Origin of the sequence: Ensifer sp. R-19, from assembly GCF_049905105.1 — a bacterium.
Classification (GTDB): domain Bacteria; phylum Pseudomonadota; class Alphaproteobacteria; order Rhizobiales; family Rhizobiaceae; genus Ensifer.
Window position 1 is genome coordinate 1,564,239 of sequence record NZ_CP184569.1, and the last position, 15,022, is coordinate 1,579,260.

Annotated in this window: 13 protein-coding genes; 4 read left to right on the top strand and 9 right to left on the bottom strand. The window is 62.2% G+C overall.

Annotation, left to right across the window (positions count from 1 at the left end):
* The first annotated feature begins 119 nt into the window (after positions 1-119).
* From gcvT to gcvP, 3 genes are read left to right on the top strand one after another with little or no spacing between them, the layout of a single operon-like run.
* The gene (gcvT, locus tag ACN9MO_RS07655) at positions 120-1,259 is read left to right on the top strand and encodes a glycine cleavage system aminomethyltransferase GcvT (RefSeq protein WP_057250236.1); all 1,140 of its coding nucleotides are present in this window, start codon (positions 120-122) and stop codon (positions 1,257-1,259) included.
* Between the two features lie 16 nt (positions 1,260-1,275).
* On the top strand, positions 1,276-1,638 hold the full coding sequence (gcvH, locus tag ACN9MO_RS07660) for a glycine cleavage system protein GcvH (RefSeq protein ID WP_057250234.1): 363 nt from the start codon (positions 1,276-1,278) through the stop codon (positions 1,636-1,638).
* Complete coding sequence (gene gcvP, locus ACN9MO_RS07665; RefSeq protein WP_057250233.1) at positions 1,638-4,502, top strand: aminomethyl-transferring glycine dehydrogenase; 2,865 nt, start codon at positions 1,638-1,640, stop codon at positions 4,500-4,502. The genes gcvH and gcvP overlap by 1 nt, the downstream gene beginning before the upstream one ends.
* 167 nt (positions 4,503-4,669) lie before the next feature.
* Here gcvP and ACN9MO_RS07670 read toward each other — a convergent pair whose 3' ends face one another.
* The 9 genes from ACN9MO_RS07670 to ACN9MO_RS07710 form a co-directional block, all read right to left on the bottom strand.
* Positions 4,670-5,098 carry a response regulator gene (locus ACN9MO_RS07670; protein WP_113132341.1) on the bottom strand — a complete coding sequence of 143 codons (429 nt, stop codon included), beginning with the start codon at positions 5,096-5,098 and terminating at the stop codon, positions 4,670-4,672.
* A gap of 10 nt (positions 5,099-5,108) precedes the next feature.
* The gene (locus ACN9MO_RS07675; protein WP_057250228.1) at positions 5,109-6,614 is read right to left on the bottom strand and encodes a sensor histidine kinase; all 1,506 of its coding nucleotides are present in this window, start codon (positions 6,612-6,614) and stop codon (positions 5,109-5,111) included.
* A 93-nt stretch (positions 6,615-6,707) separates the two neighbouring features.
* The gene (gene sufA, locus ACN9MO_RS07680; RefSeq protein WP_057250226.1) at positions 6,708-7,100 is read right to left on the bottom strand and encodes a Fe-S cluster assembly scaffold SufA; all 393 of its coding nucleotides are present in this window, start codon (positions 7,098-7,100) and stop codon (positions 6,708-6,710) included.
* A gap of 97 nt (positions 7,101-7,197) precedes the next feature.
* A complete protein-coding gene (locus ACN9MO_RS07685) occupies positions 7,198-7,578 on the bottom strand; it encodes an SUF system Fe-S cluster assembly protein (protein ID WP_057250224.1) in 381 nt (126 codons plus the stop codon).
* 69 nt (positions 7,579-7,647) lie between these two features.
* Positions 7,648-8,889, bottom strand: a complete 1,242-nt coding sequence (locus ACN9MO_RS07690) for a cysteine desulfurase (RefSeq protein WP_057250222.1) — start codon at positions 8,887-8,889, stop codon at positions 7,648-7,650.
* Between the two features lie 128 nt (positions 8,890-9,017).
* The gene (sufD, locus tag ACN9MO_RS07695; RefSeq protein WP_057250220.1) at positions 9,018-10,298 is read right to left on the bottom strand and encodes a Fe-S cluster assembly protein SufD; all 1,281 of its coding nucleotides are present in this window, start codon (positions 10,296-10,298) and stop codon (positions 9,018-9,020) included.
* Positions 10,299-10,320: 22 nt separating this feature from the next.
* Positions 10,321-11,076: a Fe-S cluster assembly ATPase SufC gene (gene sufC, locus ACN9MO_RS07700; protein ID WP_057250217.1), complete on the bottom strand. Its 756-nt coding sequence runs from the start codon at positions 11,074-11,076 to the stop codon at positions 10,321-10,323.
* An 80-nt stretch (positions 11,077-11,156) separates the two neighbouring features.
* Positions 11,157-12,626, bottom strand: coding sequence for a Fe-S cluster assembly protein SufB (gene sufB, locus ACN9MO_RS07705; RefSeq protein ID WP_057250215.1), 1,470 nt, complete (start codon positions 12,624-12,626; stop codon positions 11,157-11,159).
* 150 nt (positions 12,627-12,776) lie between these two features.
* Complete coding sequence (locus tag ACN9MO_RS07710; RefSeq protein ID WP_113132342.1) at positions 12,777-13,943, bottom strand: cysteine desulfurase family protein; 1,167 nt, start codon at positions 13,941-13,943, stop codon at positions 12,777-12,779.
* Positions 13,944-14,167: 224 nt separating this feature from the next.
* Here ACN9MO_RS07710 and ACN9MO_RS07715 point away from each other — a divergent pair, with 224 nt between their 5' ends.
* Positions 14,168-14,845 (top strand): alpha/beta hydrolase, encoded by a 678-nt coding sequence (locus tag ACN9MO_RS07715; protein WP_057250211.1) that lies wholly within the window; start codon positions 14,168-14,170, stop codon positions 14,843-14,845.
* Positions 14,846-15,022 lie beyond the last annotated feature (177 nt).

Genomic DNA, 15,022 nt, shown 5'->3' on the forward strand with positions numbered 1-15,022 from the left:
TTTCAACGCTCGCCGAAGGGATAACAATCTCAGGCAAAGGGACAGAGGGGGCTCGAATCGACGGCGATTGACGCCGGAAGTGTGAGCCGGCGCGGGAGCGCCAGACCTGGAGGCCGGATTTGGAACAGAATCCCCATTTGAAACATACGCCGCTGCATGCGCTGCACCTTTCACTCGGCGCGCGCATGGTGCCCTTTGCCGGTTACGACATGCCGGTGCAGTACCCCGATGGCGTGATGAAGGAGCACCAGCACACCCGTGTTGCCGCCGGTCTCTTCGACGTTTCGCATATGGGCCAGGTCATTGTCCGGCCGAAGTCCGGCAAGATCGAAGACGCAGCGCTTGCGCTTGAAAAGCTGGTGCCGGTCGATGTGCTCGGCCTTGGCGAAGGCCGGCAGCGTTATGCGATCTTCACCAATGCCGAAGGCGGCATCCTCGACGACCTGATGATCGCCAACCGTGGCGACCACCTGTTCCTCGTCGTCAACGCCGCCTGCAAGGATGCGGATTTCGAGCATCTGAAAAAGGGGCTTGCCGACACCTGCGAAGTCACCATGCTCGACGACCGCGCGCTGATCGCGCTGCAGGGTCCTCATGCCGAAGCCGTGCTGGGCGAATTGTGGGCCGATGTCTCGGCCATGCGCTTCATGGACGTCGCCGAAGCCGATCTGCATGATGTTGCCTGCATCATTTCCCGCTCCGGCTACACCGGCGAAGACGGTTTCGAAATCTCCATTCCCGTCGCATCCGCAGTGGATGTCACACAGCGGCTGCTCGAGCATCCCGATGTCAAGCCGATCGGCCTTGGCGCGCGTGATTCGCTGCGTCTGGAAGCGGGTCTTTGTCTTTATGGCAACGACATCGACACCACGACCACGCCGGTCGAGGGCGCCATCGAGTGGGCGATGCAGAAGGCCCGGCGGGCCGGCGGCGCCCGTGAGGGAGGCTTCCCCGGTGCCGATCGCATCCTCGGCCAGCTGGCCGATGGCGCTTCGCGCCGCCGCGTTGGTTTGAAGCCGGAAGGACGCGCGCCCGTGCGCGGCGGCGCAAATCTGTTCGCCGATGCCGAGGGCAAGACGCCTGTCGGCCAGGTGACGTCGGGTGGTTTCGGCCCCTCCGTCGATGGCCCCGTCGCCATGGGCTACGTCGATGCCGGCCACATCGAAATCGGCACCACCCTCTTTGCGGAAGTGCGCGGCAAGTACCTGCCCATAGCGGTCGCCGCCCTGCCCTTTGTCAAACAAACCTACAAACGCTGATCAGGAGAGAGCGCACATGTTGAAGTTCACTGAGGAACACGAGTGGCTGAAGATCGAAGCTGGTGTCGCAACCGTCGGCATCACCGAGCACGCCGCCGGCCAGCTTGGCGACCTCGTCTTCGTTGAGCTGCCGGAAACCGGCTCGACCTTCGCCAAGGGCGATACCGCCGCCACCGTCGAATCCGTCAAGGCAGCCTCCGACGTCTATTGTCCGCTTGACGGCGAAATCGTCGAAGTGAACCAGGCGATCGTCGACGACCCGTCGCTCGTCAACAGCGACCCGCAGGGTGCTGCCTGGTTCTTCAAGCTGAAGCTTGCCAATCCCAGCGAAGCCGACGCCCTTCTCGAAGAAGCGGCCTACAAGGAGCTCGTCGCCTGATGAGCATGCCCAAGGATTTCACCTTTACCGACTACAAGCCGTATGACTTCGCCAACCGGCGTCATATCGGCCCGTCGCCGGCCGAAATGGACGAGATGCTGAAGGTCGTCGGTTACCCGTCACTCGACGCGCTCATCGACGATACCGTGCCACCGTCGATCCGCCAGAAGACGCCGCTCGCCTGGGCCGCGCCGATGACCGAGCGCGAGGCGCTCGACAAGATGCGCGAAACGGCCAACCGCAACCAGAAGCTCGTGTCGCTGATCGGCCAGGGCTATTATGGCACGATCACGCCGCCGGTGATCCAGCGCAACATCCTGGAAAACCCGGCCTGGTACACGGCCTACACGCCCTACCAGCCGGAAATCAGCCAGGGCCGCCTCGAGGCGCTGCTCAACTACCAGACCATGGTCTGCGACCTGACCGGCCTCGACGTTGCCAACGCCTCTCTGCTTGACGAGGCCACGGCTGCCGCCGAAGCCATGGCGATGGCCGAGCGCGTCTCGAAGTCGAAGGCCAAGACCTTCTTCGTCGACGAGAACTGCCACCCTCAGACGATCGCTCTCCTGAAGACCCGCGCCGAGCCGCTCGGCTGGCAGATCGTCATCGGCAATCCCTTCACCGATCTCGATCCGGTCGACGTCTTCGGCGCGATCTTCCAGTATCCGGGCACCTATGGCCACGTGAACGATTTCACCGGCCTGATCGCCCGTCTGCACCAGACCGGCGCGATCGCCACCGTCGCCGCCGATCCGCTGGCGCTGGCGCTGTTGAAGTCGCCCGGAGAGATGGGCGCCGATATCGCTATCGGCTGTACCCAGCGCTTCGGCGTGCCGGTCGGCTACGGTGGTCCGCATGCGGCCTATATGGCGGTCAAGGACGCGCACAAGCGCTCCATGCCCGGCCGCCTCGTCGGCGTATCGGTCGATGCGCGCGGCAACCGCGCCTATCGCCTGTCTCTGCAGACCCGCGAACAGCACATCCGCCGCGAGAAAGCGACGTCGAACATCTGCACCGCCCAGGTGCTGCTCGCCGTCATGGCCTCGATGTACGCGGTGTTCCACGGACCGAAGGGCATCAAGGCGATCGCCCAGAGCGTTCACCAGAAGACCGTGCGTCTCGCCATGGGCCTTGAAAAGCTCGGCTATACCGTCGAGCCAGACGTGTTCTTCGACACGATCACGGTCGAAGTCGGCAAGCTGCAGGGCATCATCCTCAAGACCGCGGTCGCCGAGGAAGTGAACCTGCGCAAGATCGGCGAGACCAAGATCGGCATCAGCCTTGACGAGCGCTCGCGCCCCGTCACGCTGGAAGCCGTCTGGCGCGCCTTCGGCGGCGACTTCAAGGTTGAACAGTTCGAGCCGGGTTACCGCCTGCCGCAGCCGCTGCTGCGCACAAGCGAGTATCTGATGCACCCGATCTTCCACATGAACCGCGCAGAAAGCGAGATGACGCGCTACATCCGCCGTCTGTCGGACCGCGACCTCGCGCTCGACCGGGCGATGATCCCGCTCGGCTCCTGCACGATGAAGCTGAATGCGACCGCGGAGATGCTGCCGATCACCTGGCCGGAATTCTCCGAGATCCATCCCTTCGTGCCGAAGGATCAGGCGGCTGGCTACCAGCACATGATCGAGGACCTGTCGGAAAAGCTCTGTGCCGTCACCGGCTACGACGCGATCTCGATGCAGCCGAACTCGGGTGCGCAAGGGGAATATGCCGGTCTGTTGACGATCCGCGCCTATCACATCGCCAACGGCAACGAGCATCGCGACGTCTGCCTGATCCCGACCTCGGCGCACGGCACTAACCCGGCCTCCGCGCAGATGGCCGGCATGAAGGTGGTCGTCATCAAGGTCAGCGAAAACGGCGACATTGACATGGATGATTTCCGTGCGAAAGCCGAGCAGTACGCGGAAAACCTCTCGTGCTGCATGATCACCTATCCGTCGACCCACGGCGTGTTCGAGGAGAACGTGCGTGAGGTCTGCGAGATCGTGCACAAGCACGGCGGCCAGGTCTACTTGGACGGTGCCAACATGAACGCCATGGTCGGCCTTGCCCGCCCCGGCGACATCGGCTCCGACGTCAGCCACCTGAACCTGCACAAGACCTTCTGCATTCCGCACGGTGGCGGCGGTCCCGGCATGGGCCCGATCGGCGTCAAGGCGCATCTGGCACCCTATCTGCCGGGCCATCCGGAAACGGACGGCCATGAGGGTGCGGTCTCGGCGGCTCCCTTCGGCTCGGCTTCGATCCTGCCGATCTCCTGGAGCTACTGCCTGATGATGGGCGGCGAAGGCCTGACCCAGGCGACGAAGGTGGCGATCCTCAACGCCAACTACATCGCTGCCCGCCTGAAGGGTGCCTACGAAGTGCTCTACAAGTCGTCGAAGGGCCGCGTGGCGCATGAGTGCATCATCGACACCCGTCCGCTGGTCGAAAGCGCCGGCGTCACCGTTGACGATGTGGCCAAGCGGCTGATCGACTGCGGTTTCCATGCGCCGACCATGAGCTGGCCGGTTGCCGGCACGCTGATGATCGAGCCGACGGAATCGGAAACCAAGGCCGAGATCGACCGCTTCTGCGATGCGATGCTGGCAATCCGCGAGGAAGCCCGCGCCATCGAGGAAGGCCGAATGGACAAGGTCAACAACCCGCTGAAGAACGCCCCGCACACGGTCGAAGACCTGGTCGGCGAATGGGATCGTCCCTACTCGCGCGAACAGGCCTGCTACCCGCCGGGCGCCTTCCGGGTCGACAAGTACTGGTCGCCGGTCAACCGTGTCGACAACGTCTTTGGCGACCGCAATCTCGTCTGCACCTGCCCGCCGCTGGAAAGCTACGCGGAAGCGGCAGAGTAACGTCAATAAAGCCGGCGGGGCGCTCGCTCCGCCGGTTTCCTCAGCGCCTTCTGGCGCCCGTGGCACCGCGCAGCGCCTGCCCTCATCCAGATTGATTCCCGAAATCTACAAGGATCGACACCAGGACGTGACGCGTTCGTCCGCCCGCGTTTTTTGGAGGCGCGCACTTACCGACGCGTGGTCATTCCGGGAGGCAGGATGGTGTTTTCAATCCAGAAGCGGACGAAGGCCTCGGCAAAGTGCCTGTAGCCGGCGACCGAAGCAGGTTTGGCAACATAGGCATTGGCGCCGGCGCGGTAGCAATGGAGGACGTCGGTCGGATTGCTGGATGACGTCAGCACGATGACCGGGATCAGGACGGTCGCCTGCCCCCTGCGGATGCGCCGCAGAAGCTCGATGCCGTCGCTGCCGGGCATTTTGATATCCAGAAGCACATAGTCGAAATGGGTGCGGGCAAGCCGGGAGATCGCGTCGTCCGCATCCGCCGCCAGCACCAGATCGATGGTCTCGTCGACCTGTGCGAAGGCACGCATGACGAAGCGCGCGTCGTGCGCGTCGTCCTCCACCAAGAGCAGTCGCTTTGGCGTCGAGACCACCTGTTCCGCCCTAGTTTGCCTTCCGTAGCCGCCTCGGAAGAAGCACGATGAAACGTGCGCCTTCGCGGAAGGTGGTGTCAAGGCGGATCGAGCCGTCGTGGCTTTCGGCTATGCGCTTGGCAAGTGCCAGACCGATTCCCGTGCCGCCATAGACGGTCTCGTCCTTGTGCAGCCGCTGGAACACTTCGAAGATCCGCGTCGAAAAGCGCGGGTCGATGCCGATGCCATTGTCTTCAACCACCAGCTCAACAATCTGATCGGCGACGCCGCCGTGAATGCGGATCACCGGTTGGCGGTCGGCATGCCGATACTTGATCGCATTGCCGATCAGGTTCTGGACCAGGCGGCGCAGAAGCTCCGGGTCCCCTTCCACTTCCGGCAGGTCGCCAACCTCGAAGGTTGCCTGCGCGTCCTGTACGTCGCTGGCAAGTATGGTCAGCGTCTCGGCAACAATGTCTGTGAGCCGCACCTCCGTCCAATGGGTGATCCGGTGCGCGATCTGCGCATAGTCGAGCAGGCTGTCGATCACCCGGTTCATGCGTTTCACGCTGTCGCGCAGATGACGCGCATTCTCGGCGAGTTCAGCCTGGCTTCCTGCCGCCAGATCGTCCTCGATCATTTCGGAGAACATGGAGATGTGTCTGAGCGGCGCTTTGAGGTCATGGGAGACCGTCGCGGTGAATTGATCGAGGGCCTCGTTCTTGTGCTCGAGTTCCTGCCGCTGGCGCTCAAGCGCGAGCTCGGCGCGCTTGAGATCGGTGACGTCCACGCGCGCGACGACGGTGTTACCGTCCTTCGCCTTGATATTCTCCACGCGCAGCCAACGATCGTCGGCATAGCGGTATATCCTGGGGCGACCATCGGGGTGACGGAAATCGCGCAGGCGCGAAGCGATCCATTCGTCGCCCTCGCGGGTGCCCGGCAAGGCATCGGGATAATGACCGCCCTGTCGCGCCAGAAGCAGGATCTCCTCGGCCGTGATGCCGGGCTTCAGCGCCGCGCCGGCCGGCCCGCAAATTGCCTGATACGCCCTGTTATAAACGACCAGCCGCTCTTGCCGGTCGAAAATGGCAAAGCCCTCTGGCATCGCTTCCAGCGCTGCCTTGAGCATATCGGAAGCCTTCTGCCGCTCGCTCACAGCCTCCGTGAGATCGGAAACGTCGCGGATGATGCCGATGAGCGCCAGTTCCGCGCCCTGATCGTCGAGCAGCGGCGTCGTGCGAAGGTGGCCGGAAAATGTCGATCCGTCGCGCCTGACATAGAGATAGTTCGACGTCCGGGCCGCGGTTTCGTCCACGCGTGCCGCGCGGTTCCGCAGGCGCTTCTCGTATTCCGCGTCGTTGGCGTAGATCAGCCGCACCGAGCGATCGATGAATTCTTCGGCGGGATAGCCGAACTGGCGCAGGGCGGCATTGTTTGCGGAGCGGATGACGCGCTCGGCGTCGATGATGATCACCGGATCGGGAAACGTCTCGTAGAGCGCCTTGAAGACGAGATCCTCATTGAACGCCGCCATGCCCAATCCCCCGTTCCATGTTCAAGCATCTCAGCAGAAAAATGGCCCGGCGAAAACCGGGCCAACCTATCCGTTTGAAAGAATGGAGGAAATTTAGTTGGCGCGCACCACCGCATCGCCCTGTGCGGCCAGAGCCGCGAGGTCGGCGGGCTTCAGTTCGACCGATTCGCCACAGCCACAGGCGGACGTCTGGTTCGGATTGTTGAAGGTAAATCCGGAGCGCAGCGTCGTGACTTCGAAATCCATCTGCGTGCCAAGCAGGTAGAGCACGGCTTCGGGCGCCACCCAGACCCTGGCGCCCTGATGTTCGATCAGGTCGTCCTTGGGGTTGGGCTCGGTCACCAGGTCGACGGCATACTCCATGCCGGCGCAGCCACCCTTCTTGATGCCGACGCGAATGCCCTTGGCATCGGCACCGGCGCCTTCGACGATCGAACGGACGCGGTCGGCGGCAGAATCGGTCAGGCTCATTACGGCAAAGCCCATGGGCTCATTCTCCTTGTCGTCACCGGGGTAAAGGCCCGGCGCCTTACAGAATCAAATGTAGTATCCGTGCCTTAACGGATCAATATGCGGCGCCGGCTCAATACCAGCCGACAGCGACCTGCGCCTCCTCGGACATGCGGTCCGGTGTCCATGGCGGATCGAAGGTCATCGAGACTTCGACGCCCGATACGCCCTCGACGGCGCCGACGGCATTCTCGACCCACCCCGGCATTTCGCCGGCAACCGGGCAGCCCGGTGCAGTCAGCGTCATGTCGATCTTGACCATCCGGTCGTCTTCGATGTCGATCTTGTAGATGAGGCCAAGCTCAAAGATGTCGGCCGGGATTTCCGGATCGTAGACGGTCTTCAGTGCGGCGATGATATCGTCGCTGAGGCGCGCCAGTTCCTCGGTCGGGATCGCCGAATGCACGATGCCCTCGCGGACATCGACCTTTTCTTCCGTTGCATCAAGGCTCATATCGGCCTCCTGGACTTTCTCTTTTGGTTCAAAAGACTACGAGAACTCTTTGAACCTTTTACCAATTTCTTAGGCGAAAAACTTGCGTGCATGCTCCAGCGCGTCCGCCAGCGCGTCCACTTCGGCCCTGGTATTATAGAGGCCGAAAGATGCACGGCATGTGGAGGTAACACCGAAGCGTTTCAAGAGCGGCTGAGCGCAATGCGTGCCGGCGCGAACAGCGACCCCGGCGCGATCGATGACCATCGAGACGTCGTGGGAATGGATGCCGGCGATCTCGAAGGCAAAAATGCTGCCCTTATCGGGCGCGTCGCCGAAAATCCGAAGCGAATTGACCGCCGAAAGACGCTCGCGCGCATAGGCCGTCAGGTCTGCCTCATGCGCCTGGATCGCTGCGCGGCCGAGCTTTTCCATGTAGTCGAGCGCGTAGCCAAGCCCGATCGCCTGTACGATCGGCGGCGTGCCCGCCTCGAAGCGGTGCGGCGGATCGTTGTAGGTGACGTAATCTTCGGTCACCACCTCGATCATCTCGCCGCCGCCGAGGAACGGCCGCATCTCCTTCAGTCGGTCCATCTTGCCGTAGAGCACGCCGACCCCGGAGGGGCCGTAAAGCTTGTGGCCGGTCATCACGTACCAGTCGCAATCGATGTCCTGGACGTCGACCGGCATGTGCACGGCACCCTGGCTGCCGTCGACCAGAACCGGGATGCCGCGTTCGCGAGCGATGCGGCAGATCTCCTTGACCGGAACCACCGTACCCAGCGCATTCGACATATGGGTGATGGCGATGAGCTTGGTGCGGTCCGTCAGGCATTTGACGAAGTCTTCGACGTGGAACGCGCCGTTCTCGTCCACCGGCGCCCAGACAAGCTTGGCGCCCTGACGCTCACGGATGAAGTGCCAGGGAACGATGTTGGAGTGGTGCTCCATGATCGACAGCACGATCTCGTCACCCTCGCCGAGCTTCGGCATGCCGTAGCCATAGGCGACCGTGTTGATCGCTTCGGTCGAGGATTTGGTGAAGATGATGTTGTCGGGCGAAGGGGCGTTCAGGAAGCGGCGCACCTTATCGCGCGCCGCCTCATAGGCTTCCGTCGCGGCATTCGACAGGAAATGCAGGCCGCGATGGACGTTGGCATATTCGTTGGAATAGGCATGGGCCACCGCGTCGATCACGACCTGTGGTTTCTGCGCCGATGCGCCGTTGTCGAGATAGACAAGCGGCTTGCCATAAACGGTTCGCGACAGGATCGGGAAATCCTTGCGGATCGCTTCGACGTCGTAGGCAGGCACCGGTACGGAGTGTTCCATGTCTTTCAATCCAATTTCGCTACAGCGCCGCGCGTCATTCAACTCGCGCTAAGGTCGCTGTAACATGTTGAACTGCTGCATAATTCTATCCCTAAATCGCTTCCGAAATAAGGAATTACGCAATAGCCTTAGGCGTGCTTTTCGAGCCAGGTCGAGATGACGTCTTCGAGTGCCTCGACCAGCGCTTCGTGCTCTTCCAGTTCTTCGACGATCTCAGCGACGAAGGCGTTGACGAGCATTCCCCGCGCCTTGTTCTCCGGGACGCCGCGCGCCATCAGGTAGAAGAGCTGGGTGTGGTCGATGTCGGTAACTGTCGCACCGTGACCGCACTGCACGTCGTCCGCGAAGATCTCCAGTTCCGGTTTCGCCGACAGGTCGGCATCGTCGGACAAGAGCAGCGTGTTGCACGCCATCTTCGCGTCGGTCTTCTGGGCGTCCTTGGCGACCAGGATCTTGCCCTGGAAGACGCCCTTGGCGCGGTCGAACACGACGTTGCGGATGACCTCCGTCGAGGTCGTGTGCGGCACGTTGTGGCCGAGCGTGAAGGTCACGTCCGTGTGGCTTTCACCACCGAGCAGGTTGATGCCGCGCAGCTTGAAATCCGCGCCCTCGCCGCTCGTCTTGCCGTGGATCTCCTGGCGCACCAGCTTGCCGCCGGCATTGATCACGAAGAGATGCAGCTTGGCGTTCTTGCCGAGGTCGAAGCGGAGCTGGCCGAGATGGGTATCGGAAATGCCCTGCTGCTGCAGGATGATCCAGATGATCTCGGAACCTTCCGCAAGCGTCACGTCGCTGACAGACGAGACGAAGCTCTCGCCGGCATCGGTCGAAAGATGCCGCTCGATCACGGTTGCCTTGGTGTTGGCGCCGAAGGCGACCGGGAAGCGCGTATGCGCCTGGCCGAGGCTCTGCACCAGCTGGATTTCCAGCGGATCTTCCAGAGCAGTTTCAGCAGCCACGTCGATTTCGAGACCGCCGCGGACAAGACCGCCATTGATGCGGCCGATCGCGTCGTCAAAGCCGAGCACGGCGAGGCCGGCGGCCGCCGAACCGTCGAGCAGGCTGTCGACATAGGAACGGACGGTCACGCCATCAGGCAGGCTGGCCTTGACCTCAGCCTGGCCGTTGCGGACGGAAAGTACTGTCGAGCCCGGAACCAGCGCATCGACGCGATCGGCAAAGGCCGTCGGGTCGGCGGCCGGCACTGCGCGCAGCAGGGTGCGCAGGTCGGTATAGTGCCAGGATTCGACGCGGCGGGTCGGCAGGCCAGCCGTCTTCAGTTCGTGCACCAGCGTGTCGCGGACCGAGAGAACCGAACCATCACCCGGCAAATCGCCGATCTGCGCGGTATAGGCATCGACGAGCGCCGTCTCGGCGGCCGTCATCTTGATTGCCTGTTGCATATTCATTCGAACACTCCTTCAACAGGCGTCAAGCCGCGGCATCGATGATGTCGGCGTAGCCGTTGGCTTCGAGTTCGTGCGCCAGCATCTTGTCGCCCGACTTGATCACTTGGCCCTTGTAGAGGACGTGCACCGTGTCCGGAACGATATAATCGAGCAGGCGCTGGTAGTGGGTGATGACGACGACGGCGCGGTCCGGCGAGCGCAGCGCGTTGACGCCGTCTGCAACGATCTTCAGCGCGTCGATGTCGAGGCCCGAGTCTGTCTCGTCGAGCACGCACAGCTTCGGCTGGAGCAGCGACATCTGCAGGATTTCGGCGCGCTTCTTCTCACCGCCGGAGAAGCCGACGTTCAGCGGGCGACGCAGCATTTCCGGAGCGATCTTCAGCTCGGCTGCAGCTTCCTTGACGCGGCGCATGAATTCCGGCGTCGTCAGTTCGTCTTCGCCGCGATACTTGCGCTGCTCGTTCATTGCCACCTTCAGGAACTGCATCGTGGCGACGCCGGGGATTTCGACCGGATACTGGAAGGCGAGGAAGATGCCCTTGGCCGCACGCTCGGAAGCGTCGAGCTCCAGGATGCTCTCGCCGTTGTAGAGGATGTCGCCTTCGGTGACTTCGTAGTCTTCACGGCCCGAGAGGATGTAGGAGAGCGTCGACTTGCCGGAGCCGTTCGGGCCCATGATGGCAGCAACTTCGCCTGCCTTCACCGTGAGGTTCAGGCCACGGATGATTTCGGTGCCATCTTCGGCGATGCGGGCATGCAGGTTCTTGATTTCAAGCATTTCTATCGTCCTCTTGGGAAACGAACGTTTGTTCGCGCGCAAACACGACGTGCGCGCCATTCAATATTCAGTTCAGCGCCTTAGCCGACGGAGCCTTCCAGCGAGATGCCAATCAGCTTCTGCGCTTCGACGGCGAATTCCATCGGCAGTTCCTGGATGACTTCCTTGACGAAGCCGTTGACGATCAGCGCGATCGCCGCTTCGGTCGGGATGCCGCGCTGCAGGCAGTAGAACAGCTGGTCCTCGGAGATCTTGGACGTCGTGGCTTCATGCTCGAACTGCGCCGTCGAGTTCTTCGCCTCGATATAGGGCACGGTGTGCGCGCCGCACTTGTCGCCGATCAAAAGCGAATCGCACTGGGTGAAGTTGCGGGCGTTCTCGGCCTTGCGGTGGGCCGAGACCTGGCCGCGATAGGTGTTTTCCGAAACGCCGGCAGCGATGCCCTTGGAGACGATGCGGCTCGACGTGTTCTTGCCGAGGTGGATCATCTTGGTGCCCGAGTCGATCTGCTGGTGGCCGTTCGAGACCGCGATCGAATAGAACTCGCCGCGCGAACCGTCGCCGCGCAGGATGCAGGATGGATACTTCCAGGTGATCGCCGAACCGGTTTCTACCTGCGTCCAGGAGATCTTGGAGTTCTTGCCACGGCAATCGCCACGCTTGGTGACGAAGTTGTAGATGCCGCCCTTGCCTTCCTTGTCGCCCGGATACCAGTTCTGCACCGTCGAGTACTTGATCTCTGCCTCATCGAGGGCGACGAGCTCGACGACGGCAGCGTGAAGCTGGTTCTCGTCGCGCTGCGGCGCCGTGCAGCCTTCGAGATAGGACACGTAGGCGCCCTCCTCGGCGATGATCAGCGTACGCTCGAACTGGCCGGTGTTCTTCTCGTTGATGCGGAAATAGGTGGAAAGCTCCATCGGGCAACGAACGCCCTTCGGCACGTAGACGAAGGAACCGTCGGTGAAGACCGCGGAGTTCAGCGTCGCATAGTAGTTGTCGGTCGTCGGAACGACGGAGCCGAGATACTTCTGCACCAGCTCGGGATGTTCGCGGATCGCCTCGGAGATCGACATGAAGATCACGCCGGCCTTCTTCAGCTCTTCCTTGAAGGTGGTGACGACCGAGACGCTGTCGAACACGGCATCGACGGCGATCCTCGACTTCTGCACGCCGGCGAGGATTTCCTGTTCCTTCAGCGGAATGCCGAGCTTTTCGTAGACCTTGAGGATTTCGGGGTCGACCTCGTCGAGCGACGTCGGACCGGTGAGGCCCTTCGGCGCTGCATAGTAGTAGATGTCGTTGAAGTCGATCTTCGGATAGCTGACGCGGGCCCAGGTCGGCTCGTCGAGCGTCAACCAGCGGCGATAGGCGCCAAGGCGCCACTCGAGCATCCATTCCGGCTCGTTCTTCTTGGCCGAAATGAAGCGGATGATGTCTTCCGACAGGCCCTTCGGGGCCTTCTCGACTTCAATGGTCGTTTCGAAGCCGTATTTGTACTGGTCGACGTCGATCTGACGGACCTGATCAATGGTCTCCTGCACGGCAGGCATGTCGTTCTCCAATCTTTCCGGATCCAAGGTCCGGTAGCTTGTCAACACGATGCGACTGAGCGCACCGCTTATGTAATGGCTAAAAGGCGCTTTTCACCCTGTTTGCCAAGCGGAAAATTGCTTTTCCGCAATTTCGTCCCATCGCCCGCGTCAGGCGGCCTGCCCCGGCGCACGGCGTCGTGCTGCTACCTTCGCGAAGGCGGCGGCGCAACGCTCGATGTCAGCTGCGGTCGTTCCCCCACCGATCGAGATCCGCAGCGCACCCTGACGCGGATCGTAGCCCATCGCCGTCAGCACGTGACTCTGTCCCACCTTGCCGGACGAACAGGCCGATCCGGCCGAAAGCGCGACGCCTTCGAGATCGAAGGCGATCTGTCCCGTCTCGGCTTTCAGGCCAGGGAGCGTGAAGAATGTCGTGTTGCCAACGCGCGAAACGTCGCGGCCGTGTATGACCACATCCGCTGCCGCTTTCAGCATCTCGCCTTCGAGCTTGTCGCGCAACGCTCCAACGGCGCTCATCCGCTGGCCAACGCCTTCGCCGACCTTTCTGGCGGCGGCGGCAAAGCCGGCAATCGCCACAGGATTTTCAGTCCCGGAACGATGCCCCTTCTCCTGCCCGCCGCCGCGGATCAGCGGTGCGGGCATCAACACCTCGCCGCGCGCCACCAGCGCGCCTGCGCCTTTCGGGCCACCGATCTTGTGCGAGGAGAGAATGAGAAAATCGGCGTTCAGCTCTTCGATCGCCAGCGGCAGCCGGCCCGCGGCCTGCACCGCGTCGACGACAAGTATACCACCTTTGGCGCGAACGATTTCGGCAATCTCGGCAATTGGCTGAATGATGCCGGTCTCGTTGTTGACCAGCATGACGGCGACCATCGGCAAGCCAAGTTCACGGTCATGCGCTGCGAGCAGCTCGCGAAGCACCTGAAGATCGACGACACCCGCCGAGGTCACCGGGATTTCGCAAACGGCTTCGCGCGCAAAGCGTCCGCCTTCGCGTATCGCAGGGTGTTCGATCGCCGACGCGTATAGCCGGCTGATCTTGAGCGGTGTGCGGCCCATGCGGAAATCTGGCGTCAGCACCAGATTGGCCGCTTCCGTCGCCCCGCTGGTAAAGATGACGCTGGCAGCTTTCGCACCGCAAAGGGCGGCCACATCACGGCGGGCATTTTCGATGAGCGTGCGCAGCGCACGGCCCTCGCCGTGGACGGAAGAAGGGTTGCCGACGAGGTCGAGCGCGAACAGGCAGGCCTCGCGCGCTTCGCTCAGAAGCGGCGCCGTGGCATTCCAGTCCATGTAGATGCGCGAACCCGACATGATTTCCTTCGCTAGACCAACAGGCCGCAAGCCGGCAACCTCTGGCGATGCATTTTCCTTGAATTTTCCGCGTCGCTTGCCTTAAGAGACGAAGCACAAGGCGGAATGCCCGCACAGAAGTTTTGAACGGTTCTAAACTAGGTTTTAGAAAAGCTGACTGCTTTCGTCAAGACTGATCGCGATCTGAACCCAAGATTCGAACCAGGAACACTCCCGGAGAGCCAATGCCCGAAATCATTTTCAACGGACCCGCCGGCCGCCTCGAAGGCCGTTATCAGCCTTCGAAGCAGAAGAGCGCCCCGATCGCCATCATCCTGCACCCGCATCCGCAGTTCGGCGGCACGATGAACAATCAGATTGTCTACCAGCTCTTCTATATGTTCCAGAAGCGCGGCTTCACCACGCTCCGTTTCAATTTCCGTGGCATCGGTCGCAGCCAGGGTGAGTTCGACCACGGCGCCGGCGAATTGTCGGATGCGGCGTCCGCGCTCGATTGGGTGCAGAGCCTGCATCCGGATTCCAAGAGCTGCTGGGTTGCCGGCTATTCCTTCGGCGCCTGGATCGGCATGCAGCTCCTGATGCGCCGTCCGGAGATCGAAGGCTTCATGGCCGTGGCACCGCAGCCGAACATCTACGACTTTTCGTTCCTGGCGCCCTGCCCGTCCTCCGGCCTGATCATCAACGGAGATTCCGACAAGGTCGCGCCGGAGAAGGACGTGAACGGTCTCGTCGAGAAGCTGAAGGCGCAGAAGGGCATTCTCATCACCCACCGCACGGTGCCCGGCGCCAACCACTTCTTCAATGGTCAGGTCGACGGACTGATGGGCGAATGCGAGGACTATCTCGACCGTCGCCTGAACGGCGAACTGACGCCGGAGCCGGCCGCCAAGCGCATTCGCTGACCGTTTGGTAGATTGAGCAGTAGAGCCGTGCGTTCTTCGGACCGCACGGCTCTTTTCGTTTGCGGCGAGCTTTGCGTACGTTTGAGCGCTGCGCCGCGTCGCTGTTACCCTCATTTAACTCCGAAGTCCGGTCGTCCTTCACCCGGTGGGGTGATTTCAGAGCCGCGCAAACGGCGT

Excerpts from the sequence above, each read along its gene's own strand:
- sufA (WP_057250226.1), bottom strand. The coding sequence starts at position 7,100 with ATGGGCTTTGCCGTAATGAGCCTGACCGATTCTGCCGCCGACCGCGTC.
- ACN9MO_RS07710 (WP_113132342.1), bottom strand. The coding sequence starts at position 13,943 with ATGTCGGGTTCGCGCATCTACATGGACTGGAATGCCACGGCGCCGCTT.
- ACN9MO_RS07685 (WP_057250224.1), bottom strand. The coding sequence starts at position 7,578 with ATGAGCCTTGATGCAACGGAAGAAAAGGTCGATGTCCGCGAGGGCATC.
- ACN9MO_RS07690 (WP_057250222.1), bottom strand. The coding sequence starts at position 8,889 with ATGGAACACTCCGTACCGGTGCCTGCCTACGACGTCGAAGCGATCCGC.
- ACN9MO_RS07675 (WP_057250228.1), bottom strand. The coding sequence starts at position 6,614 with ATGGCGGCGTTCAATGAGGATCTCGTCTTCAAGGCGCTCTACGAGACG.
- ACN9MO_RS07715 (WP_057250211.1), top strand. The coding sequence starts at position 14,168 with ATGCCCGAAATCATTTTCAACGGACCCGCCGGCCGCCTCGAAGGCCGT.
- sufB (WP_057250215.1), bottom strand. The coding sequence starts at position 12,626 with ATGCCTGCCGTGCAGGAGACCATTGATCAGGTCCGTCAGATCGACGTC.
- sufD (WP_057250220.1), bottom strand. The coding sequence starts at position 10,298 with ATGAATATGCAACAGGCAATCAAGATGACGGCCGCCGAGACGGCGCTC.
- sufC (WP_057250217.1), bottom strand. The coding sequence starts at position 11,076 with ATGCTTGAAATCAAGAACCTGCATGCCCGCATCGCCGAAGATGGCACC.
- gcvP (WP_057250233.1), top strand. The coding sequence starts at position 1,638 with ATGAGCATGCCCAAGGATTTCACCTTTACCGACTACAAGCCGTATGAC.
- gcvH (WP_057250234.1), top strand. The coding sequence starts at position 1,276 with ATGTTGAAGTTCACTGAGGAACACGAGTGGCTGAAGATCGAAGCTGGT.